Below are 21,943 nucleotides of genomic sequence, written 5' to 3'. Positions count from 1 at the left end.
ACCGGTGGACTTCGAGGTCGATTGCCTTACATTCCGCGCATATGCCAATCGCGCAGGGAGTAACGTCATGGCCGCGCTGGAAATCGAACTTTTCACCTGCCGCAGCGACAATTTCGGCGTGTTGCTGCACGATCCGGAAAGCGGCGCGACGGCGAGCATCGACGCGCCGGAGGAAGAGGCGATCCTGGATGCGCTCGCCCGCCGCGGCTGGACGCTGGGGCACATCTTCACCACCCATCATCATCAGGACCACGTGGAGGCCAATCTCGCGCTGAAGGCGCGGTTCGGGGTGACGATCACCGGGCCGGCGCGGGAGGTGGCGCGCATTCCCGGCATCGACCGACGGGTGGACGGCGGCGATATCTTCGACTTCGCCGGACGGCGGGTGGAGGTCATTGCGACGCCGGGCCATACGGCGGGCCATGTCTGTTACCATCTGCCGGAGGAAAAGCTGCTCTTTTCCGCCGACACGCTCTTTGCGCTCGGTTGCGGCCGGCTGTTCGAGGGCGGTCCCGCCGACATGTGGAATTCGCTGACGAAGCTTGCCGCCCTGCCCGAGAAGACGCGGGTCTATTTCGGCCACGAATATACGCTGTCCAACGCCCGCTTCGCGCGGACGGTCGACCCGGACAATGCGGCGCTGGCGCGGCGGGTGGCGGCAATCGAGACGCTGCGCGCCGCCGGCGGCTTCACCGCGCCCACGACCATCGGCGAGGAGAAGGCGACCAATCCGTTCCTGCGAGCCGCCGATCCGGCGATCCGGCGCCATCTCGGCATGGAAAGGGCAAGTGACGCTGCGGTTTTTGCGGAGATCCGCGCCCGCAAGGACGCGTTCTGAAGCCGGCGGCCTCAGGCCGGGGCCGTGCGCCGGCGGATCATGTCCTTGGCCGCAAGCACTGCGCCGCCGGTGACGAGCAGGCATGCAAGCGCGATCCGCCAGGACGGCTCGGCGAACCCGGCGAAGATGAGAACGAGCGTGGACAATAGCGGCGCGGTGTAGCTCGCCGCGCCGAGAATCTGGATATTCCCTTTCTTCACGCCGTAGTCCCAGGCGTAGAAGGCGGCGCCGACCGGCAGCAGGCCGAGACCGGCGACAGCGAGCCATTCGAAGCCGGAGGCGGGCCAGACCGGCGTTTCCAGCAGCAGGTGGGCGATGAGGGAGAGGAATGCGGTCGCAAGGCAGAAGCCGGTGACCACATCGGTGGAGACCGCGCCGAAACGACGGGTGGCGAGGGAGTAGGTCGCCCAGGTGAAGGCGCAGAGCAATGCCGCGCCATAACCCATGGCATGGGCGCTGTCGAAGGCGACGCCCTGACCGCCGACGATCAGCGCGGTGCCGGCCAGACCGGCGAGCGCGCCGGCCACATGGTTCCAGCGCAGCGTCTCTCCCGGCAGCAGCGCCGAACCGACCACGATGAAGAGCGGCCAGAGATAGGCGATGAGGCTCGCTTCCACCGCCGGCGCGTTGCGCAACGCCGTGAAATACAGGAAATGATAGCCGAACAGTCCGACGATGCCGGTGATCCAGACCCGTGCGGGCTGGCGGAGCAGGCGTGCCCGCTCGGGCCGGGCGGCAAGGACCGCGATGCCGGGCAGGCTACCGATCAGGAAGCAGATGGCGGAAAGCTGGAATGGCGGCATCTTGCCGGAGGCGGCCGTGAAAAGGGCGAGAAGCGCCCACATCAGAATGGCCGAAAAGCCGATCAGGGTCGCGCGCAATGTCAAGGCCGGTCACTCCTGGCGTTTGGCCGACCGGCGTGGCCGTCATTCGCCGAAGCGCGTGGCCGAAACCGTGACGGGGCCAAGCGAGGTCGGAATCTTGGCATAGACGGGAGCGTATACATTCGCTCCCTCGGCCTTGGCAAACCAGATTTCCATCGTCGTGAGCCGGCGCAGATATTCCACGTCGCTGCGGCCCTTCTTGTAGCCGGCGCGCGGAATGAAACGGATGCCGCAGACGATCGCCTCGCCCTTGAAGCCCCTGGTCGAGAAGGGGCGGGTGCCCTTGGCCGAAAGTTTCAGGTCGAGACGCGATTCGCCATCGAAAATCGGCAGCGTCTTCGGGCAGACGCGCCCGTCTGCGGGAATGATCAGTCCGGAAATCGGATCGAGCACGGCGCGCATGTCGTTGCGCGAGACGGGCACCCAGTTTTTCGGCAGCTTGCGCGGCGGCGTCATGCTGGCCTTCACCACGTCGCCGTTGCGGAAGGCCACATCGATGTCGCGGCCGCGCTTGCCGCTACGATAGGAGACGGTATAGGTCCGGGCCCTGAGACTTGCGCGATGGATGACGCCCGAGACTTCGGTGGTGCCGCGGGTGCTGGAGAAAATGTCGGCGAGACCGGCGGATTTGAGGCTGCCGGAGATCGTGTAACGCTTGTCGTCGAATTGCGAGCGGAAGGAGGCGAAGGCGATCGGCAGGCCCGCCAGCCGGATGCTGTAGTCCGTACGATGCTCGAGCCCGGCGGAAGAAAGCGGCGTTGCAAAGCCTGCAAACGCAAGCGAGGCGGCCGCGCCGGCAATCCATCTCAACCCGTTCATCTGCCCGCTCCTGTCGAAAGACATCCGCCTAGCGGCCCAATGCGGCAAATCTACGCCGCCGGCCGGTCCCGCCGATTTGCTATTGCCTGCAAATCGGGGTATCTGGCAATCGAAATCCGCGTCATGCGCAGGTTTGGCTTGACGTTGCCGCCCGCTGTGACTATAGAACCGCGACTTTCCTGAAAAGGCCAGACGGACCGCGGCCGGTTACGGTGCCGGAAACGTGTTGTCCCGAACACAAGAACATATAGGTGTACCATGTCCCGTAATTGCGAACTGACCGGCAAGGGCGTCCAGTCGGGCAACAACGTGAGCCACGCAAACAACAAGACGAAGCGCAAGTTCCTGCCGAACCTGTGCAACGTGACGCTGATTTCCGACGCCCTCGGCCAGCGTTTCCGTCTTCGCGTTTCCGCTGCGGCGCTGCGCTCGGTCGAGCATCGCGGTGGCCTCGACGCCTTCCTGCTGAAGGCCGACGAGAACGAATTGTCGATGCGCGCACGTCTGCTGCGTCGCCAGATCGCCAAGAAGGCCGCCGCCTGAGCCTGAGCCAGCCGGAAGCCGAGACTTTTTTCGGAGCCTGACCGGAAACGGCCGGGCTCCGATGCATTCCGACAATCGTCATTGCTTCCGCTGGTGGCATCACCCAGGATAAAAAAATGCAAGCGAACCGCTATATCCTTATCTATGTCCTCCTGATGACGGCGGTCGTCGTCGCCTCGAACGTGCTGGTGCAGTTTCCTCTCTCGGGAACGTTGTTCGGCATCAGTCTCGGCGATCTTCTGACCTATGGCGCCTTCACCTATCCGGTCGCCTTCCTCGTCACCGATCTCACCAATCGCCAGTTCGGTCCGCGTATCGCGCGGCGGGTGGTGGCGGCAGGTTTCCTGGTGGCGGTCGCCTTCTCCTTCGGCGCGTCCACGCCGCGCATCGCCATTGCCTCCGGCACGGCCTTCCTGATCGGCCAGCTGCTCGATATCTCGGTGTTCAACCGGCTACGCCGCCAGACCTGGTGGCGCGCGCCGCTGGTGGCGTCGCTGGCCGGCTCCCTGCTGGATACGGCGCTGTTCTTCTCGCTGGCCTTTGCGCCGGTTTTCTCGATCATCGGGCCGAACGATGCCTTCGCGATCGAATGGGCGCCGGTTCTCGGTGTTTTCCTTGCTGAAACACCGCGCTGGATTTCCTGGGCGATCGGCGATTTTTCGGTGAAGGTGCTGGTGGGCGTCGTCATGCTGCTGCCCTATGGGGCGCTGATGAGCCGGCTGAAGCCGATGCCGGGCGTGGAAAAGCCGGCCTGAACGGCCGGGCCGAAGACCGCCGCTCGGGCGGTTTTCATTTTCCGGCGGGAAGCAGCCGGAATTCCAGCATCAGGTTGCGTTGCAGGATCGAATGATTGTCGTCGGATACGATGACGATGCGGGTGTCGCCGTCCGGAGTGGAGACGACATCCAGCCCTTCCATATTGTCGATCTGGTGGCTGAGGTCCGCGTCGATCAGCACTTCGCCGTCGACGACGGCGCCCGGACGGATGGTCTTGCCGTCGATGCGGCGGATACGCATGCCGACGCCGTCGGCAAGCCGGAAGCGCCGCTCCAGAAGCAGGAGATCGCCATCCGGCAGAAAGGCCCCGTCGGTCGCATCCCAGGGATCGTTTCGCCGGACGGCGAAGGCGCCGGCCATGGGACCGTCGAGGATCGCCGCCAGAAGATTGCCATCCGCGTCGAGGCTGCGTTCGGCGACCGTGACCGCAACCGCCCCGAGCGGGCCGTTTTCGGGTGAGACGGCGATGGTCTCCAGGCCGCGGTTGTTGCGCATTTCCCGTTTCGGAAAGGGGAAGGGCAGCCGGCGGATCGGCCGGGCGTCCATGAAGCCGGGATCGGGATAGGCATCGATGCGGTGGGAAAACTCGTAGCTCACGAGCAGTTCTCCCCGGCCGATGGCGAGACCTTCGGCATCCATCCGGCTTTTGGCGTTCTCCCTGCGCCCCTTATCGTCGATCATCGAGCGGATGTTCAGGTCGGCAAGGCCGTTCAGGCGGCCTTCCGCGTTGCGGGTGATGCGGCCGGTCAGCCAGTGGCCGGTATCGAGAACGGCGACGAAATTCTCTCCGTCCTTGCGCAGGCGGATGGAGGAAATCGCGCCGAGAAGAGGGTCGCGCGAGGAAAAGACGATGCCGCCCAGGAATTCGAGCCTGCCGAAGACGCGCCGGTCCGAACCGGGCAGGAACCGTTCGAGCGGCCGGCTCGTGACGGCTATCGCGAGCGTTTCGGCGCAGGCTGCGGCCGGAAGGCCGAAGGAAAGCACGAAGCCGGCAAGCGCTGCCCGCAGCACGGCGCGGGCGGCGTGGCGTGCCGGTTCAGCCGGCACGGCGCCTGCCGCTGCGGCGCGGGCCTGCACCCTCGTCGGTAAAGAGCGACGCCAGCTGCTCGGTCATCGCGCCCGCCAGTTCGTCGGCGTCGACGATGGTCACGGCGCGCCGATAGTAGCGCGTCACGTCGTGGCCGATGCCGATGGCAAGCAGTTCGACGGGCGAATGGGTCTCGATCTGCTCGATCACCGCGCGCAGATGCCGCTCCAGATAGTTGCCCGGGTTCACCGACAGCGTCGAATCATCCACCGGCGCGCCGTCCGAGATCATCATGAGGATGCGGCGTTGCTCCGGGCGGCCGAGCAGACGATTATGCGCCCAGATCAGCGCCTCGCCGTCGATATTCTCCTTCAGCAATCCCTCGCGCATCATCAGGCCGAGGTTGCGACGGGCGCGCCGCCAGGGCGCGTCGGCGGCCTTGTAGATGATGTGGCGCAGGTCGTTGAGACGGCCGGGCGACTGCGGTTTGCCGCCGGCCAGCCATTTCTCCCGCGCCTGGCCGCCCTTCCAGGCCTTGGTGGTGAAACCGAGGATCTCCACCTTGACGCCGCAGCGTTCCAGCGTGCGGGCGAGGATATCGGCGCAGGTCGCCGCGACGGTGATCGGCCGGCCGCGCATGGAGCCGGAATTGTCGATGAGAAGCGTCACCACCGTATCGCGGAAGGTGGTGTCCTTCTCGCGCTTGAAGGACAGCGGCTGCATCGGATCGATGATGATGCGCTGGAGGCGGGCGCTGTCGAGATAGCCTTCCTCGAGATCGAATTCCCAGGCGCGGTTCTGCTGCGCCATCAGGCGGCGCTGGAGGCGATTGGCGAGACGGCCGACCGCACCCTGGAGATGGGCGAGCTGCTTGTCGAGGAACGTGCGCAGCCGGTCGAGTTCGGCTTCGTCGCAAAGCTCCTCGGCAGTGATCGTCTCGTCGAATTCCTCGGTGAAGATCGTATAATCGACCTTCTCGTTGAAATCGGTGAAAGGGCTGTTGGGGCGGCGCGTCTCGCCCGGGGCTTCCGTCTCGTCGCCCTCGTCGTCGGTGAAATCGTCATCGGAGATTTCCGCGCCGTCCATCTCGCCGTCTTCCATCTGCTCGTCGGCGGTCTGGTTTTCATCGGCGGGGGCGCTGTCTTCTCCGGCGTCCTCCTCGGCGCTGTTTTCCTGCTCCTCGTCGCTGCGGGGCTGGTTCTCGTCCTCGGGCGTCTCGGTTTCGTCCGGCTCGGTCTCGTCGTCGCCGTAGTCCTCGGCCATGTTCATGGAGGCGAGCATGCTGCGCACGACGCGGGCGAAGGCCTGCTGGTCGTTGATGGCGGCGGAAAGAGCCGCAACGTCCGGGCCGGCCTTGTCCTCGATGAAGTCGCGCCACAGGTCGAGCACCTGGCCGGCCGAAGCCGGCGCAGTCCGCCCCGTCAGCTTCTCACGCACCATGAGCGCGACGGCTTCCTGGACGGGCGCATCGGCCTGCCGGCTGATTGCGCCGAAATTCGCCTTCGCGTATTTTTCCGACAGCATGGAGGCGAGATTCTGCGCCATGCCCGGCATCCGGTTGGCGCCGATGGCCTCCACGCGGGCCTGTTCGACGGCGTCGAAGATCGCGCGTGCGTCGGCGCCTTCCGGCGACATGACGGCATGGATGCGGGCGTCGTGGCAGGCCTTGCGCAAGGCCATGGAATCGCCGATGCCGCGGGTGACGGCGATCTCTTCGGCCGTCGGGCGCTTGGAAAGCTCGGGCAGGCGGATGCGCTCGCCGGTCATGCCCGGCCGCTCGTTGGCGAAGGAAACCTCCACCTCGGCATCGCCGGACACCGCGCGCACACAGCCGGTCACGGCGCGGCGCAACGGCTCCACGTCAATCACGCCGGCGGGTCTTGCCCTTGAATTGTCACCCCGAGCTGCCATGCGCCTTCCTCAAGCGATCGTCAGGCCGTCGCCGCCAGCACGATGTTGGCCGCGCTTTCCTTCAGTTCCACACCGAAGGCGCGCTGATACAGTTCGGCGACCAGCGTGCGTTCCAGTTCGTCGCACTTGTTGAGGAAGGTGACGCGGAAGGCAAAGGCGATGTCACCGAAGATTTCCGTGTTCTCGGCCCAGGTGATGACGGTGCGCGGGCTCATGACGGTGGAAAGGTCGCCGTTGATGAAGGCGGCGCGCGTGAGATCGGCCACGCGCACCATGCGCGAGACGGTGTCGCGGCCGTCCTTGCCGGCGGAAAGCCCCTTCACCTTGGCGGCGACGATGTTCACCTCGTTGTCGTGCGGCAGGTAGTTGAGCGTGGTGACGATGGACCAGCGGTCCATCTGCGCCTGGTTGATCTGCTGCGTGCCGTGATAGAGGCCGGTCGTGTCGCCGAGGCCGACGGTGTTGGCGGTCGCGAAAAGCCGGAAGGCCGGGTGCGGGCGGATGACGCGGCTCTGGTCGAGCAGCGTCAGGCGGCCGGAGGATTCGAGCACGCGCTGGATGACGAACATGACGTCCGGGCGGCCGGCGTCATATTCGTCGAAAACGAGCGCGACATTGTGCTGATAGGCCCAGGGCAGGATACCGTCCCGGAACTCGGTGACCTGAAGGCCGTCCTTGACGACGATCGCATCCTTGCCGACGAGGTCGATACGGCTGACGTGGCTGTCGAGGTTGACGCGCACGCAAGGCCAGTTGAGGCGGGCGGCGACCTGTTCGATGTGGGTGGACTTGCCGGTGCCGTGATAGCCGGACACCATGACGCGGCGGTTATGCGCGAACCCCGCGAGAATGGCGAGCGTCGTTTCCCGGTCGAACAGATAGTCCGGGTCGAGGTCCGGCACATAGGCGTCCGCCTCGGAATAGGCCGGAACCCTGAGGTCCGTGTCGATGCCGAAAACCTCCCTGACGGAAACGGTGGTGTCGGGGAGGTTGGAAATATCGAGATCCATAGTGCTCATCACGTCTCCGCGGGCGAATGCCGCGCAAGCGCCCAAATATCCAGTTGCGTGCGACTGCCTTAGCAGAAGCCGGACTGCTTTAACAATTGATATGCCTGGATGACCGCCCGAAAACGCTCTTCCGAGCCTCTGTCTCCGCCATTTGCATCGGGATGGTGCTTCTTGACAAGGGCCTTGTAGGCCGACTTGATATCTTCGCTGCCGGCGCCCGCCGTCAGGCCGAGCGTATCGAAGGCCTTGGCCTCCAGGGTCTTGAGCTTGCGGACGCGCGGTTGCGTGGCGCTCGCGCGGCCCTGCTCGAAAAAACCGAACGGATCGCGGACGCGCTGATTCGCGCCGGCGGTGCCGGAGCGGGCGGAGCCCTGCGTCGGCCCGGTGCGGCTGGCCTTGTTGACGCCGATCGTCCAGGTCGGACGGTGACCGGTGATCGCCTCCTTCTGATAGCGGGCGATTTCGCCATCGGAGAGGCCGGAGAAGTAATTGTAACCCTTGTTGTATTCCTTGACGTGCTCGAAGCAGAACAGGAAATATTGCCCCTCCGCATTGCGTCCGACGGGGGCGCGATGCGCGGCGTTCTCCTCGCAGCCGTCCCATTGACAGGTCGGCGCCAGGGGCTCGGGACGCTCCGCCCGGCGCCGCGTGCGGATGCGGTCGAAATATTTTGAATCGAGTTTCATGCGCCTGATTATGGTGTCGGGAAGCCTCGCCAACAAGAATTGACAAAGCGGATTGTTGCTGGCTTGGTGGAGACATTTTATCGCAATGCCGGCTGCCTGCGCCGCCGCCGAGGTTTGAAATGTCCATCACCCGCAGCATCGAAGCAAAGCTTGCCGCCGCCTTTTCACCCGAAAGGCTTGAGGTCGTCAACGAGAGCGGGCTGCATGCCGGCCACCAGCCGAGTTTCGACGGGGAAGGCGAGACGCATATGCGCGTGCGCATCGTCTCGGCGGCCTTCGAGGGAATGGGGCGCGTGGCGCGCCACCGGGCCATCAACGACCTGCTGAAGGAAGAGTTGGACGCCGGCCTGCACGCGCTTGCCGTCGAGGCGGCAGCGCCCGGGGAACCGGTGCGCTGGTAGGCCGCTTCAGTTCGCCCGGGCCTGTGGCTCGGCGGGCCGGATTCGTAGCCGCATGATGCGGTTCTTCACCCGTTTCATGACGATGAAGCGCTTGCCGTAGAAGGTGAAGGCCTGCCGCTCCTCCGGGATCGACCGCGATTCGTGGATGACGAGGCCGGCGACCGTGGTCGCCTCCTCGTCGGGCAGATGCCAGTCGAGCGCGCGGTTGAGATCGCGGATCGTGACGCCGCCGTCGACGACGATGGAGCCGTCCGCCTCCTGCCGCACGCCGGGAATATCGAGGTCGTGCTCGTCGGAGATATCGCCGACGATTTCCTTCAATATATCCTGTAGCGTCACCAGGCCCTGCACCTCGCCGTATTCGTCGACGACGGTGGCGAAATGTTCCTGGCGGCGCAGGAAGGCGGCCAGCTGCTCCTTGAGCGTCGTCGTGTCCGGAACGAACCACGGCTTTTGCGCGACGCGGGTGATGTCGAGGTTCTTCGGTTCCATGCCGGGTTGCGCCAGCGCGCGAAGCAGGTCCTTCGCGTGAACGACGCCGACGATATTGTCGACCGAGCCGGACCAGAGCGGCATGCGGGTGTAGGCGCTTTCCAGCACCGCCTTCACGTTCTCCTCCGCCGGGTCGCCGGCGTTGAGCGCGCGCATGGCGGTCCGGTGGATCATGATATCGGAGACTTCCAGCGCGTCGAGGTCGAGCGTGGTGGAAGGCCGGTCGCGGTCGGCCCGCGGCGGCGCGTTGTCGCGTTGGAGCTGGCCGGCTCGGCTCTCGCCTTCCGCGTCGCGTCTGCGCCGCCAGAAAACGACCGGGACGGCGGCAAGCGCGACCAGGCCGAGGACGACGGCAAGCCCCGGCCAGAAGAGGGAAACGGCGGATGCGACGGAGGGGTCGCCGGTCATTGCGGCAGATTGTCCCTGAGAAAGGCGATGACTTCGGACTGGGGCACGTCGTCGGCGACGAAGGAGCGGCCGATGCCATGCGTCAGGATGAAGGTGAGTTTGCCGGCCTTGACCTTCTTGTCCTGGGCAATCGCGTCCATCAGCACTTCGGCCGGCGGCAGGCCGCCCGGAATGTCGTTTACGGCGGTCGGCAGGCCAACGGCCTTCAGATGCGCCTCGACGCGCCTTGTGTCGTCGGGGCTCGAAAGATTGAGGCGGGCGGAAAATGCATGGGCGAGCACCATGCCGATCGCCACGCCCTCGCCATGGACGAGGCGGCTGCTGTCGTAGCCGGTCGCCGCTTCGAGCGCGTGGCCGAACGTATGGCCGAGATTGAGGAGGGCGCGCCGGCCGTGCTCGCGCTCGTCGGCGGCCACCACATCGGCCTTGGCCTGGCAACTCGTGGCGATCGCCTCGATGCGGGTGGGACCGCCGGAAAAGACATCCTGCCAGTTTCGCTCGAGCCAGGCGAAGAACTCCGGCTTGTCGATCAGGCCGTATTTGGCGACTTCGGCATAGCCGGCGCGAAATTCGCGTGGCGAGAGCGAACTCAGCACATCCGTATCGGCAAGAACGAGGTCCGGCTGGTGGAAGACCCCGACGAGGTTCTTGCCGTGAGCGGTGTTGATGCCGGTCTTGCCGCCGACCGAGGAATCGACCTGGGCAAGCAGGGAGGTGGGTACCTGGATGAAGCGCGATCCGCGGCGCACGATGCCGGCGGCAAAGCCCGTGAGGTCGCCGATGACGCCGCCGCCGAGCGCCACGACCGCATCGTTGCGCTCGATACGGGCGGCCAGGATGCTGTCGCAGACCCGGGTCAGGGGCTCGAAGCTCTTCGTTTTCTCGCCCGCCGGCAAGACCAGCGAAACGGCGGCGATGCCTTCTCTTTCGAGGGCGGCCATCAAAGGCGCAAGATAAAGGGGGGCGACATGCTCGTCGGTGACGACCGCGATCTTGCGGCCCTTCATACGGCTGGCGATCTCGTGGCCGGCGGCGGCGATGAGGCCCGGGCCGATCAGGATATCATAGGCCCGCTCCCCGAGTTCGACGCGAACGGTGCGGCGGGCGGGGGTCTCGGCGGTCATGGGCGTTCCTGTCCTGTCTTCGGTGTCGATGCGGCGACGGCGGCCAGCACCTCGTCCACGATCACGTCTTTCTTCACGTCGCGCGACATCACGGCGAGGTCGGCTTCCGCATAGACCGGATAGCGGGCCTGCATGAGATTTTCCAGCGTCTGGCGCGGATTTTCGGTCCTGAGAAGCGGGCGGGTGTCGCGCTTGCTCACGCGCTCCCACAGGACGTCGAGTTCGGCGTTCAGCCAGACGGTGAGGCCGCCGCGCCTGATGTGCCTGCGCGTGCGTTCGTTGATATAAGCGCCGCCGCCGGTGGAAACGACGCGGGGACCGCTGCGCAATATCCGCTTGATGACGCGGGCCTCCAGCGCGCGGAACTCCTCCTCGCCATAGGCGGCGAACAATTCGCTGATCGTCATGCGCGAGACGCGCTCGATCTCGTGGTCCGTGTCGATGAAGGGAATGCCGAGCGCCTGCGCCGTCAGCCGCCCGATCGCCGACTTGCCCGCCCCCATCAGCCCGATCATCACGAGATTGCGCCGGCCGAGAGCGGCGCGCGCCTGCTCTGCCAGCGTCAGGGGTGGCTGCTCGATCAGATCGGTCATGGCGCCTTCCGGTTATGGGTGTCCATTCCGGTATCGACAAAAGCGCCGGGAGCGTCAAGACGGCAACGGGCCGACGATCGTCGCCTCCCTTGCGCTCGGCGCGGCGCGGGGCGATATAGAAACCTCGCCCCGGAGACCGCCATGCCGACCCTGTTGCGTTTTCTTTTCCTCTGCGCCGTGATCGCCGGATCGATCTATGGCGCCATGGTCGTCCTCGTCACCTTCGTCGAGCCGCGCGAGCGGGAGGTGACGATCCGCATTCCCTCCGAACGGGTGAACCCGCCGCAATGAGGGATCCCTCCGCACTCAAGGTCGAGTCCTTTCTCGAGATGATGAGCGCCGAGCGGGGGGCGGCCGCCAATACGCTGCAATCCTACGAGCGGGACCTGGAAGACGCGCGCTCCTTCCTCGACGGGCGCGGCCTGCGTCTGGTCGACGCCGCCGCGGAGGATCTGCGCGCTTACCTCGGACATCTCGCGCGGCAGGGCTTCGCCGCCTCGTCGCAGGCGCGGCGGCTTTCGGCGTTGCGGCAGTTTTTCAAGTTCCTCTATGCCGAGGGGATCAGGGGCGACGATCCGACCGGTATCCTCGACGCGCCACGCAAGGGGCGGGCGCTGCCGAAGACGCTCAGCATCGATGACGTGGGGCGACTGATCGAGCGGGCGGCGCAGGAGGCGAAGGAAGCCGGCGAGGACCGGCTTGCGCGGCTGCGCCTGCATACGCTGGTCGAGCTTCTCTATGCCACGGGCCTGCGCGTCAGCGAACTGGTGATGCTGCCGGCGAGCGTTCTGGCGCAGACCGGACGTTTCATCGTGGTTCGGGGCAAGGGCGGCAAGGAGCGGCTGGTGCCGCTTTCGCGGGCGGCGGCGGCGGCGCTTTCGGCCTATGGCGCCGCGCTTGCAGCCGAAACCGGCGAGGATGCCGCCGAGCAGACGTTCCTCTTTCCCTCCCGCAGCAAGGAGGGACATCTGCCGCGCCAGGTTTTCGCGCGCGATCTCAAGGCGCTTGCCGGCCGGGCGGGAATCCGCGCCGCGACACTGTCGCCGCATGTGCTTCGCCACGCGTTTGCAAGCCATCTGCTACAGAACGGGGCCGACCTCAGGGCGGTGCAGGAACTGCTCGGGCATTCGGACATTTCGACGACACAAATCTACACGCATGTGCTGGAAGAACGGCTGCACGCACTCGTTCAGACCCATCACCCTCTTGCCAAACAGGCAAAAAAACCGGATTAGGACCCCCACCGCTTGCCGTCGGCCCTGGTCGACGACAGCCTGGCGCGGTTTGAGCAAACGATCGGAAACGCATCTCATGCACAATTACCTCGATTTCGAAAAGCCCATCTCCGACCTCGAAGGCAAGATCCACGAGTTGAAGAAACTCGCCGAGGAAGATGAGAGCGTCGATACGAGCGACGAGATCGGCCGTCTGGAGGTTCGCGCTCGCGAAGCGACGGTCGACATCTATTCCAAGCTGACGCCCTGGCAGAAGACGCAGGTCGCGCGGCATCCGCAGCGTCCGCATTTCCTCGATTATGCCGCACGGCTGTTTCAGGATTTCACGCCGCTTGCCGGTGACCGCAAGTTCGCCGAGGACGAGGCGATCCAGGCCGGTCTCGGCCGCTTCCGGGGCGAACCCGTCGCCATCATCGGCCAGGAGAAGGGCAGCGATACCAAGTCGCGCCTCAAGCACAATTTCGGCAGCGCCCGGCCGGAAGGCTACCGCAAGGCGATCCGCGTCATGGAAATGGCCGACCGCTTCGGGCTGCCGGTCATCACGCTGATCGATACCGCCGGCGCTTATCCGGGCATCGGCGCGGAAGAGCGCGGTCAGGCGGAAGCCATCGCCCGCTCGACGGAAATGTGCCTCAATATCCGCGTGCCGATCGTTTCCGTGGTGCTCGGCGAGGGCGGATCGGGCGGGGCCATCGCCATTGCGACCGGCGACCGCGTCTATATGCTGGAGCATGCCATCTACAGCGTGATCTCGCCGGAGGGCGCGGCTTCGATCCTGTGGCGCGATTCCGCCCGCGCCAAGGAAGCGGCCAGCAATATGAAGATCACCGCCGAGGACCTGAAGACGCTCGGCGTCATCGACGGCATCATCCCCGAGCCGGTCGGCGGCGCGCATCGTGACCCGCAGGAGATCATCGCGCGCACCGGCGACGTCGTCGCGGCTGCCCTCGACGACCTTGCCGGAAAGCCGGGCGACGCGCTTCGCAACGATCGCCGCCAGCGCTACCTGAATATCGGCCGCCAGCTCTGATCGCCGCCGGGGCCGGCGTTGCGCCGCCGCCCCATCTCGGCCACAATCCCATGTCTCAACGGGTAGGCTCGGCGGGCGTGCGAAAGAATTTCCGTTCTGCGGTTTATGGAGTATAAGCCGAAACGATCTCGCACCGGCCATCTGCGGTTAGCGGTCGCGATATGACGTTGTTACGGACTTCCCGAATGCGCCTGAAAGTTCTTGCCACCGTATCTCTTCTTGCCGTTGCCGCCGCCGGCTGCACCAACGAGACGCTCGACACCGTCGACATCAAGTCGGTGAAGAACAAGGTCGAGTACCAGCTTTCCGGCAAGGTTCTCCAGAAGATGGCCTCGCTCAACATCGACCGGCTTGCGCCGGTGATGGTCCGCATCTTCAAGGAAGAGGGTACGCTGGAGGTCTGGAAGGCCGACCGGGCGAACCGGTTCCAGATGCTCAAGAGCTACAAGATCTGCGCCTGGTCGGGCAAGCTCGGGCCGAAACGCAAGGAAGGCGACCGGCAGGCGCCGGAGGGTTTCTATCCTCTCTCCCGGCAGCATCTCAATCCGAATTCGAACTATTATCTGGCGATCAACACCGGTTTTCCCAATAGCTATGACCGGGCGAACAACGCCAGCGGCAGCCACCTGATGATCCATGGCGCCTGTTCGTCGTCCGGTTGCTATTCGATGACCGACGAGCAGATGCTGGAGATTTTCGCCTTCGCGCGCGACGCCTTCAAGGGCGGGCAGGAGGTGGTCCAGCTTCAGGCCTTCCCCTTCCGCATGACCGCGGAGAACATGGCGCGCCATCGCGACAATCCGAATATCGAATTCTGGAAGATGCTCAAGGTCGGCTATGACCATTTCGAGGTCACCAAGCGCCCGCCCGAGGTGAAGGTCTGCGACCGCAAATATGTCTTCAACCAGCAGAGCGACAAAGCTCTTTCGCCGGCAGGGGCCTGTCCGGCGCTCTCCTCGCCGCCGGCGCTGGAAGTGGCGCTTGCAAGCCACAACAAGACCTATGACGCCGCCTATGCGAAGGCGATGAAGAAATATGAGGGCACCGTCTGGCTGGAGCCTTCGGAAGCCCAGCGCAAGGCGATCGTCGCCGAACAGCGCAAGGGGCGCGAACTCGCCTATGCGCCCACCGGTTCGTCGATCGATGCGGGCAAGCTGACGACGTTGCGTGAAATCGAGGCGCAGAAGAAGCGCGCGGAGGAGGCCGAGAACCGCAAGATCGAGGCCGAGCAGCGCGCGAAGCAGGCGGCGGAAGAACGCGCGCGCAAGGAAGCCGAGGCGCTTGCCTCCGACGTCGCCGCCGAACAGGCGCAGAAGGCGGCTGCCGGCGTTGCGGGCGCGCTGCCGGTTCCCGAGGAAAACCCCGGCGTCGAGGTGGTCGAGGAGGCTTCGAAGAAGCCGTTCTGGAAGTTCTGGCAGAAATGACTGCCGCCGAGACCGACGCGCCCGGGGAAATTTACGACCTGCGCGGGCTGAAATGCCCGCTTCCGGTGCTCAAGACGCGGCGGCGGCTTTCCGCCATGGCGGCGGGCAGCGCATTGTGGGTCGAGACGACCGATCCGCTGGCCGTGATCGATATTCCCCATTTCTGCCGCGAGGACGGTCATGTGCTCGAGACGAGCGAACGGATGGCGGACGGCCATCGTTTCCTGATCCGCAAGGCGGGGTGAGGGACGAGGCGCGCATAGCCTTCCGGGCATTTCAGGCGATCTGGTTTTCGCTGGAAAGACGCCGGATTCCTGTTTTGCCACATTATCTGGCGCCGAAGCGATCTCGCTTCGGTTGGAAACGACCTAGAACTTCATTCCCGGAACCGCCAGCGGATTGTTTTCCAGAGCGACGCGATCGGGCCTGTCGATGTTCGGCGTGCCGGTGAAGGCGTCGAAGAGGTCGCGCACGAAATCTTCCGGCAGGTCGCGGGTGATGAGGACGAGGCGCGTGCGACGATCGGCGGGATCGGGCCATTCTGCCAGTCGCTCCGGCGGGTGGAAGATAGTCTGCACACCGTGCAGCACCACCGGCCGGTCCGGATTGCTGGAAAGCTGGACGATGGCCTTCATGCGCAGGAGCTTGTCTCCATGGGCCGAACGCAGGAGGTCGACGAACATGTCGAGCGCCAGCGGATCGATCGGACGATCGTGCACGATGCTGAAGGAGCGGATCGTCGAATCGTGCCGGGTCACGTCATGGACATGGCCATCGTGGTGGTCGTGATCGTGGGAATGCCCGTGCGCATGGTCGTGTGTTTCCTCATGCAGCCAGCGCCGCACGTCCGCTATCTTGCTGTCGGGATCGTAGAGGCCGTTTGCCAATAGCGCCGGGCCGACGCTTTCCGTGTCGTCTGCGTCGAAGACGCGGGCGCGCGGGTTGAGCGCGGCGATCTCGCGCCGGACGGCGGCAAGCGCTTCCTGTCCAGCAAGCGATGATTTGCTGAGCACGATGCGGTCGGCGACCGCCACCTGCTTCACCGCCTCTTTATGACTGGCAAGCGTCGAAAGGCCGTTGACGGCGTCGACCACGGTGACCACGCCGTCGAGGGTGAAGGAATGGGCGATGACGGGATTGCCCATGATCGCCTGGAGCACCGGCGCCGGGTCGGCCAGCCCCGTCGTTTCCACCACGATCCGCTTGAGCGGCCGGATGCGGCCGGTCTGCATGCGGTCCATCAGATCGGCGAGCGTGTCGACAAGTTCGCCGCGCACCGTGCAGCACAGGCAGCCGTCGGACAGTTCGATGATGCCGTCGCCGGAGCTTTCGACCAGCAGGTGATCGATGCTCACGTCGCCGAACTCGTTGATGATCACCGCCGTATCGACGAGCGCCGGCGACTTCAGCAGGCGATTGAGCAATGTCGTCTTGCCCGCGCCGAGAAAGCCGGTCAGCACGGAAACCGGCACACGCTTTGCCGCCTGGGTCATGGTTTTTCCTGTCAGAATGCCGGGCGTGGAAGCGGGATCGGGATATTGGCGATATCGCCGATGCCGGCAGCACGATTATCGTTTGCGGCCGCCGTGACGGCGCCGCCGCCGATCAGCCCGGCGGTGACGAATTGCAGCGGACGGTTGAGTTCGTGGATATAGGGCGACGTCAGCTTCTGGCGGCCCGCCTCGTCGCGGCCTTCGCTGCGCACCTTGGCCGCGTGCTGCGTGCAGATGACCTTCGTGAGGTCGGTGACGTTGTCGCGGTTTTCTCCATAGGGGCGCAACTGACCGAGTGTCGGCGCGTTGCGTGCATTGGTCGTCAGGCCCCGTTGCAGCATATTGGCCGAAAGGTCGGCCCGCGCGCCAAGGCTGTCGGCGCCCAGAACGACGGAAACGACGCTGCGGCCATTGCGCGTGGCCGAGGAGACCTGGTTGAAACCCGCCGCACAGATGAAGCCGGTCTTCATGCCGTCCGCGCCATCGAAACGGCCGATCAGCATGTTGAAGTTCGGATAGTTCTTCTTGCCCGTGGTGAAGCCTTCCAGCGCGAAATAGGATGCATATTGCGGGAATTCGCGCTTCAGCGTCACCGCGAGAACGGCGAGATCGCGGGCGGTCGTATACTGGCCCTTGCCGGGCAGGCCGTGCGGATTGATGAAGCGGGAGGAACTCATTCCGATGCGGGCGGCCTCGGCGTTCATGCGGGCGATGAAGGCGGCCTCGGAGCCGCCGACCGATTCGGCGATCGCCACCGAAACGTCGTTTGCCGACTTGACGAGGATGATCTTGAGCGCGCTGTCGAGCGTCATCGTCTGGCCGGGCTTGAAATACATCTTGCTCGGCGGTTCGGCGGCCGCGTTCTTGCTCATGACCACCGGGCTGTCCAGCCGTATCTCGCCGGCCTTGATGGCGCGAAACACCGTGTAGGCGGTCATCAGCTTGGTCAGCGATGCCGGATACCAGCGCTGGAAGGCGTCCTCGTGGTCGATGACTTTCAGCGTGTTGACGTCCACCAGCATGCGTGGGCCGGCTTCCGCGCCCTTTGCTGCAAGGAAGGCTCCGGCAAGAAATGCGATGGCCAGAAACCGTATGCTCCGGCGCGTCGTTCGTCCGTTCATCTGCAAGGATCTTTCCTCGGAAATCGGGTGTTGTTTCGAACCGTCGGCCTATTTAACCTATATGGCGCAGTGATGGCAAAGCCATCGAACCCGTTCCGGCCGTTTTTCGGCCTTATCGACAGGATGAATTCATGCCCATTCTCAACCGCGTCGCGGATATGCAGGACGAAATCGCCGTCTGGCGCCGACAGTTGCACCGGGAGCCGGAGCTGCTGTTCGCGGTGGAGAAAACGGCAGCCTTCGTTGCCGAAAAGCTGAAGGCGTTCGGCGTCGACGAGGTGGCGACCGGCATCGGCCGCACCGGGGTCGTCGGTCTTATCCGGGGACGCGGCGAGGGGCGTACCATCGGTCTTCGCGCCGATATGGACGCGTTGCCCATCGAGGAGACGAGCGGCAAGCCCTGGGCGTCCACCGTCAAGGGCAGGATGCACGCCTGCGGCCACGACGGGCATACGGCCATGCTGCTGGGGGCTGCGAAATATCTTGCCGAAACGCGCAATTTCACCGGCAATGTCGCCGTCATCTTCCAGCCGGCGGAGGAGGGCGGCGGCGGCGGCAATGAGATGGTGAAGGACGGCATGATGGAACGCTTCGGCATTGCCGAGGTTTACGGAATGCACAATCTGCCGGGCATGCCGGTCGGCAGCTTCGGCACGCGCAGCGGCGCGATCATGGCGGCGACCGACGAGTTCACCATCGCCGTTCGGGGACGCGGCGGCCATGCCGCCATGCCGCAAACGACGATCGATCCGGTCGTCATCGGCGCTCAGGTGGTGACGACGCTGCAAACCATCGTCTCGCGGGTCGCAGATCCGGTCTCCGCTCTCGTCGTCTCGGTGACGAAATTCAATGCCGGCTTCGCCCATAACGTCATTCCCGGGGAGGCGGCGCTCGCCGGTACGGTGCGCACGCTGGATCCGGCCATGCGCGATGAGGCGGAGGCGCGTATCCGCCAGATCTGCGCGGGAATTGCGACGGCGAACGGAGCCGAGATCACCGTCGCCTATCACCGCAACTACCCGGTGACCGTCAACCATCCGGAAGAAACGGCGCATGCGGTTGCGGCGGCGCGGGAGATTGCCGGCGAGGCGGCGGTGCAGGCGGCGATCGATCCGACGATGGGGGGCGAGGATTTTTCCTACATGCTGCTGTCGCGCCCGGGCGCTTTCGTCTTCCTCGGCAATGGGGATACGGCCGGTCTTCACCATCCGGCTTACGATTTCAACGACGAGGCCATTCCCCATGGCGTAAGCTACTGGGTGCGCCTTGCCGAAAGCCGTCTGTCGGCCTGACGAAACACGGGCGCCTGCCCTGAAAATCGCTTGGCTTCCGGGATCAGCTTTTGTATGGGTTCGTCCAGTGGTCCCGTAGCTCAGCAGGATAGAGCACCAGATTCCTAATCTGGGGGTCCCGCGTTCGAATCGCGGCGGGATCACCATTTTTACTGCATGGCGTGACGAGGGCTTGCGAAAGGCGGAGCGGCTGGATTGCTTCACGGAAGCGGTGAAACAATCCAAGTCTTGCTTTTACGCAATTCCGGACGGAAAACCGCTTCGCACTTTTCCTGGAATTGCTCTATTTCCTTCGCGCCGCCAGGCCGCGACGGGCGCGGGCGAGCGTTTGCAGGACCCTCTTCTCCCACAGGCGTGATAGCGCGCCGCCTCGACGCGCGGCTTCGCAGGAAAGCAGCGCCTGCACCGTTTCGCGGACGTAAAGCTGTGGCGTCGTCAGGCCCGGCAGGTCGCCCCGCAGCAGGGCTTCGACGAGGTCCGTGCTGCGTTTCACGCTGTCCACCCCTTCCGCAAACAGCTCCTTTCGCACCGATCGAATGCGATTTAGCGCCGCGGCGGGGCTGTCCATGGCCGCCTGTATCGCCGCGCCGATGTCTTCCGGCCGTTCGCAGGTGATCCCAAGCTCCGATCGCCGGCTGAATTCGATCGACGACAGGTCGAATTTCTGGATGCCGATCTTTTGCGCCGGGTTCTCCTGGAAGAGGACGACCGGGACATGGGCGTAGATGGCGTCGAAGATCGCTCCCGAAAAGTCGCTGACGACCACATCGGCGGCGGCAAGAAGGCGCTTCTGGTCGGCATCGCCCGAAAACAGCAGCCTGAAACCGTGCCTTTGCGCCTCGGCTATCCAGCCATAGCCCGCTCTTTCGTCGTTGTGATGCATCTTGATCGCGACGTCGCAGGTTCCGCGAAGCCCGGCAAGCGGTGCGGCCAGCTGGCCGAACGATCCGAGTTCGCCATAGGTGGGCATGTAAAGGGCGAGCGGCTTGCAGGGATCGGCGCCGATCGATGCCTTCGCCGACAGGCGCGCCTCTTTCGAAATGACGGGATCCCATCCCGAAAACTTGATGTTCCCGACGCCATGGCTCGGGGAGAAATGCTCGACCTTCCGGGCGGAATAGGGACCGAACATCAGGTTCATGTCCGCAAGGGCCCGCCATTCCCCGTAGTTGTGGCGCTCCTTGGCGAGCCCGTACTGCACCGAGACCAGCGGTCTGGTAAGCCGCTCGATGCCGGGAAAGACCGTCTGAAAGAACACGACGTCGAAACCGTCGGCCGCCTTGACGACCGTCTCGCGGTCCACCACGGTTATCGGAATGCGCGAGGAGGCGATATCCTGCCGCGTGAATTCGTTTCGCAGCGTCTTCCGGTCGATCAGCAGATAGCGGGCATCGGGATAGGCCTCGGCGAGCGGGGCGAACTGCACGATCTGGAACTTGTTCTTGACGATGAAGCAAGGCTTGACGGGCATGGTTTCCTTTATGCCGAAGCCTTGAAGGCCGATGGCCGGAAGACCTCCGCGGATAGGCAATGCAGGCCGCGCCGGAACGCCGTTTGCGCTCAGGCGTCTTCCTTTTCGCGTTCCGGCGTGGTGACGCGGGGTTTGGCCCGGATGGACGGGACGCTCGACGGGGCGCTGACCACTTTCGGCTTCGGGGCCTTGAGGCCGAGGAGATCGCGGATACGATCGGTGACGAGCGGCCGGAAGCGGCTGGCGCGGAAGGGCATGTCCGTCGCGCCGTAGCCCTCCGGACCGTCGTCCATGCCGCGATGGAGCTCCATCAGCTTGATGCCGTAGAAGTCGCCGTCGACATAATGGCGGTAGTGCCCCACCCAGCGGACCGTGTAGATCCGGCCCTTGCGGATGCCCTGATCGATCGAGACGTTCCTGAAGCGGTCGTTGACGCAGACGACCTTCTGTCCGATGCGGAACGTGGCCATGGGTTACCTCTTGGATGCGCGCCGGTCAGCCCGTCTTGCGGCAGGAAACGACCGGTGCGTTTTCCTCCTTCATCAGGTCGTCGAGGGTCGCCTCGTCGCCTTTTGTCCACCATTCGTAGCGGCCGCCGACATATCTGGCGCCGGAGGCCGAGACCACGTTCACCGTTATCACGGTCTCTTCGGCGATCGTCAGAACGGCAAGCGAGGCCTCGTCGACATTGATGTATTCGGCGCTGATCCGCTGGTCGTCGCCGCATTGATAGACGACGGTCGAGCGTGAGACGGCCTGTTCGGGGCCGGGCAGGCGAATGAGGACGTCGGTGCCGTTCTTCATCGCGGCAAGACGCAGCGCCGGCGCGCCATCCTTGCCGGTCAGGTGCAGGATGCCGTTTTCCAGCTTCCAGGAGGTGACGGTGCCGAGGGCGTCGAAGAATTTCTGCTCCTGGTCCATTATGGCCGGAATGCACATCTTGCGCGTCGCGGCGGCCGGCGCGAAGGCGATGCTGCCGTTCTGAACCTTCAGTTTGCCGCGATAGGTGTTGCAGCCGCCATTGCCGCCATAGGAGCCGTCGGGCCGGATGTCGAGTGTCGTCTGCAAATCGTCGATGACGCCGCCGCCGCCGATGTCCTCGGCAAGCCAGCTTCCGCCGAGGCCGGCCGGTACGGCTTCCTCGGCCTGGGCCGGAAGAGGCGACGCAAGGGCGATGCCGACAAGGCACAATAGTCCGAGGCTTCTGCGCACAGATCTCTCCAATCGTGTCGCGGCGGAGGGCCGCCATCCGGCGACGTTATGGCCGTCCGGGTGAAAAGGTCAAGACGCGGGGCCCGCATAACGGGCGCCGGAGCCCCCGCCGCTGTCGCTACGGCTTGTTGCGGACGCCTTTCGGCTGTAGA

At 64.9% G+C, this 21,943-nt stretch carries 23 protein-coding genes, 1 tRNA gene and 1 pseudogene; 11 read left to right on the top strand and 14 right to left on the bottom strand.

The genetic code is table 11. The features are described 5' to 3' along the window. Positions 1-67 precede the first annotated feature (67 nt). Positions 68-838 carry a hydroxyacylglutathione hydrolase gene (gloB, locus tag KYK29_RS20705; protein WP_254692803.1) on the top strand — a complete coding sequence of 257 codons (771 nt, stop codon included), beginning with the start codon at positions 68-70 and terminating at the stop codon, positions 836-838. 11 nt (positions 839-849) lie between these two features. Here the strand turns inward: gloB and yddG are convergent, their stop codons facing one another. Continuing rightward, complete coding sequence (gene yddG / locus KYK29_RS20700) at positions 850-1,725, bottom strand: aromatic amino acid exporter YddG (RefSeq protein WP_254692802.1); 876 nt, start codon at positions 1,723-1,725, stop codon at positions 850-852. Between the two features lie 39 nt (positions 1,726-1,764). Beyond that, the gene (locus KYK29_RS20695; protein WP_254692801.1) at positions 1,765-2,541 is read right to left on the bottom strand and encodes a DUF3108 domain-containing protein; all 777 of its coding nucleotides are present in this window, start codon (positions 2,539-2,541) and stop codon (positions 1,765-1,767) included. 258 nt (positions 2,542-2,799) lie between these two features. Between KYK29_RS20695 and rpmB the strand changes: the two genes are divergently transcribed. Then, a complete protein-coding gene (gene rpmB, locus KYK29_RS20690; RefSeq protein ID WP_254692800.1) occupies positions 2,800-3,084 on the top strand; it encodes a 50S ribosomal protein L28 in 285 nt (94 codons plus the stop codon). A gap of 116 nt (positions 3,085-3,200) precedes the next feature. Further along, on the top strand, positions 3,201-3,839 hold the full coding sequence (locus KYK29_RS20685) for a VUT family protein (RefSeq protein WP_254692799.1): 639 nt from the start codon (positions 3,201-3,203) through the stop codon (positions 3,837-3,839). A 34-nt stretch (positions 3,840-3,873) separates the two neighbouring features. Here KYK29_RS20685 and KYK29_RS20680 read toward each other — a convergent pair whose 3' ends face one another. From KYK29_RS20680 to KYK29_RS20665, 4 genes are read right to left on the bottom strand one after another with little or no spacing between them, the layout of a single operon-like run. Next, positions 3,874-4,908, bottom strand: coding sequence for an esterase-like activity of phytase family protein (locus KYK29_RS20680; RefSeq protein WP_254692798.1), 1,035 nt, complete (start codon positions 4,906-4,908; stop codon positions 3,874-3,876). Continuing rightward, entirely contained in the window at positions 4,898-6,799 is a 1,902-nt protein-coding gene (cobT, locus tag KYK29_RS20675; RefSeq protein ID WP_254692797.1) for a cobaltochelatase subunit CobT, read from the bottom strand. Before cobT ends, KYK29_RS20680 begins: the two co-directional genes overlap by 11 nt. A gap of 20 nt (positions 6,800-6,819) precedes the next feature. Further along, positions 6,820-7,818: a cobaltochelatase subunit CobS gene (gene cobS / locus KYK29_RS20670; RefSeq protein WP_254692796.1), complete on the bottom strand. Its 999-nt coding sequence runs from the start codon at positions 7,816-7,818 to the stop codon at positions 6,820-6,822. 59 nt (positions 7,819-7,877) lie between these two features. Beyond that, positions 7,878-8,495, bottom strand: a complete 618-nt coding sequence (locus tag KYK29_RS20665; RefSeq protein ID WP_302795650.1) for a J domain-containing protein — start codon at positions 8,493-8,495, stop codon at positions 7,878-7,880. Positions 8,496-8,614: 119 nt separating this feature from the next. On the opposite strand from KYK29_RS20665, the gene KYK29_RS20660 reads away from it, so the two are divergent. Further along, positions 8,615-8,896 carry a BolA family protein gene (locus KYK29_RS20660; protein ID WP_254692795.1) on the top strand — a complete coding sequence of 94 codons (282 nt, stop codon included), beginning with the start codon at positions 8,615-8,617 and terminating at the stop codon, positions 8,894-8,896. A gap of 6 nt (positions 8,897-8,902) precedes the next feature. Here the strand turns inward: KYK29_RS20660 and KYK29_RS20655 are convergent. From KYK29_RS20655 to KYK29_RS20645, 3 genes and pseudogenes are all read right to left on the bottom strand, one after another. Beyond that, positions 8,903-9,625 (bottom strand): annotated as a pseudogene (locus KYK29_RS20655) (transporter associated domain-containing protein); the annotation flags it as partial. A gap of 167 nt (positions 9,626-9,792) precedes the next feature. Continuing rightward, a complete protein-coding gene (gene aroB, locus KYK29_RS20650; protein WP_254692793.1) occupies positions 9,793-10,920 on the bottom strand; it encodes a 3-dehydroquinate synthase in 1,128 nt (375 codons plus the stop codon). Next, on the bottom strand, positions 10,917-11,513 hold the full coding sequence (locus KYK29_RS20645; protein WP_254692792.1) for a shikimate kinase: 597 nt from the start codon (positions 11,511-11,513) through the stop codon (positions 10,917-10,919). The genes aroB and KYK29_RS20645 overlap by 4 nt, the downstream gene beginning before the upstream one ends. Before the next feature lie 141 nt (positions 11,514-11,654). On the opposite strand from KYK29_RS20645, the gene KYK29_RS20640 reads away from it, so the two are divergent. From KYK29_RS20640 to KYK29_RS20620, 5 genes are all read left to right on the top strand, one after another. Beyond that, positions 11,655-11,804, top strand: a complete 150-nt coding sequence (locus KYK29_RS20640) for a hypothetical protein (RefSeq protein ID WP_254692791.1) — start codon at positions 11,655-11,657, stop codon at positions 11,802-11,804. Next, positions 11,801-12,748, top strand: a complete 948-nt coding sequence (xerD, locus tag KYK29_RS20635) for a site-specific tyrosine recombinase XerD (RefSeq protein WP_254692790.1) — start codon at positions 11,801-11,803, stop codon at positions 12,746-12,748. Before KYK29_RS20640 ends, xerD begins: the two co-directional genes overlap by 4 nt. A 76-nt stretch (positions 12,749-12,824) precedes the next feature. Further along, entirely contained in the window at positions 12,825-13,778 is a 954-nt protein-coding gene (locus KYK29_RS20630; RefSeq protein ID WP_254692789.1) for an acetyl-CoA carboxylase carboxyltransferase subunit alpha, read from the top strand. 185 nt (positions 13,779-13,963) lie between these two features. Beyond that, positions 13,964-15,202, top strand: coding sequence for a L,D-transpeptidase family protein (locus KYK29_RS20625; RefSeq protein WP_254692788.1), 1,239 nt, complete (start codon positions 13,964-13,966; stop codon positions 15,200-15,202). Further along, a complete protein-coding gene (locus KYK29_RS20620) occupies positions 15,199-15,447 on the top strand; it encodes a sulfurtransferase TusA family protein (RefSeq protein WP_254692787.1) in 249 nt (82 codons plus the stop codon). The genes KYK29_RS20625 and KYK29_RS20620 overlap by 4 nt, the downstream gene beginning before the upstream one ends. Positions 15,448-15,570: 123 nt before the next feature. Here KYK29_RS20620 and KYK29_RS20615 read toward each other — a convergent pair whose 3' ends face one another. Next, complete coding sequence (locus KYK29_RS20615) at positions 15,571-16,695, bottom strand: CobW family GTP-binding protein (RefSeq protein WP_254692786.1); 1,125 nt, start codon at positions 16,693-16,695, stop codon at positions 15,571-15,573. Positions 16,696-16,706: 11 nt separating this feature from the next. Then, the gene (locus KYK29_RS20610; protein WP_254692785.1) at positions 16,707-17,816 is read right to left on the bottom strand and encodes a D-alanyl-D-alanine carboxypeptidase family protein; all 1,110 of its coding nucleotides are present in this window, start codon (positions 17,814-17,816) and stop codon (positions 16,707-16,709) included. Between the two features lie 131 nt (positions 17,817-17,947). On the opposite strand from KYK29_RS20610, the gene KYK29_RS20605 reads away from it, so the two are divergent. Next, positions 17,948-19,108 (top strand): M20 aminoacylase family protein, encoded by a 1,161-nt coding sequence (locus KYK29_RS20605; RefSeq protein ID WP_254692784.1) that lies wholly within the window; start codon positions 17,948-17,950, stop codon positions 19,106-19,108. A gap of 69 nt (positions 19,109-19,177) precedes the next feature. Next, positions 19,178-19,254: transfer RNA gene (locus tag KYK29_RS20600), tRNA-Arg, on the top strand. 137 nt (positions 19,255-19,391) lie between these two features. Here the strand turns inward: KYK29_RS20600 and KYK29_RS20595 are convergent. The 3 genes from KYK29_RS20595 to KYK29_RS20585 all read right to left on the bottom strand — a co-directional run bounded on the left by KYK29_RS20595 (position 19,392) and on the right by KYK29_RS20585 (position 21,791). Further along, complete coding sequence (locus KYK29_RS20595) at positions 19,392-20,579, bottom strand: CDP-glycerol glycerophosphotransferase family protein (protein ID WP_254692783.1); 1,188 nt, start codon at positions 20,577-20,579, stop codon at positions 19,392-19,394. Positions 20,580-20,668: 89 nt separating this feature from the next. Then, positions 20,669-21,049, bottom strand: a complete 381-nt coding sequence (locus tag KYK29_RS20590; RefSeq protein ID WP_254692782.1) for a CAP-Gly domain protein — start codon at positions 21,047-21,049, stop codon at positions 20,669-20,671. A 25-nt stretch (positions 21,050-21,074) separates the two neighbouring features. Then, positions 21,075-21,791, bottom strand: coding sequence for an META domain-containing protein (locus KYK29_RS20585; RefSeq protein ID WP_254692781.1), 717 nt, complete (start codon positions 21,789-21,791; stop codon positions 21,075-21,077). Positions 21,792-21,943: the final 152 nt, after the last annotated feature.

The organism is Shinella daejeonensis, assembly GCF_024281235.1.
Classification (GTDB): Bacteria; Pseudomonadota; Alphaproteobacteria; order Rhizobiales; family Rhizobiaceae; genus Shinella; species Shinella daejeonensis.
Note: the sequence above shows the minus strand (reverse complement) of the source record. Positions and strands in the feature narration are given on the sequence as shown.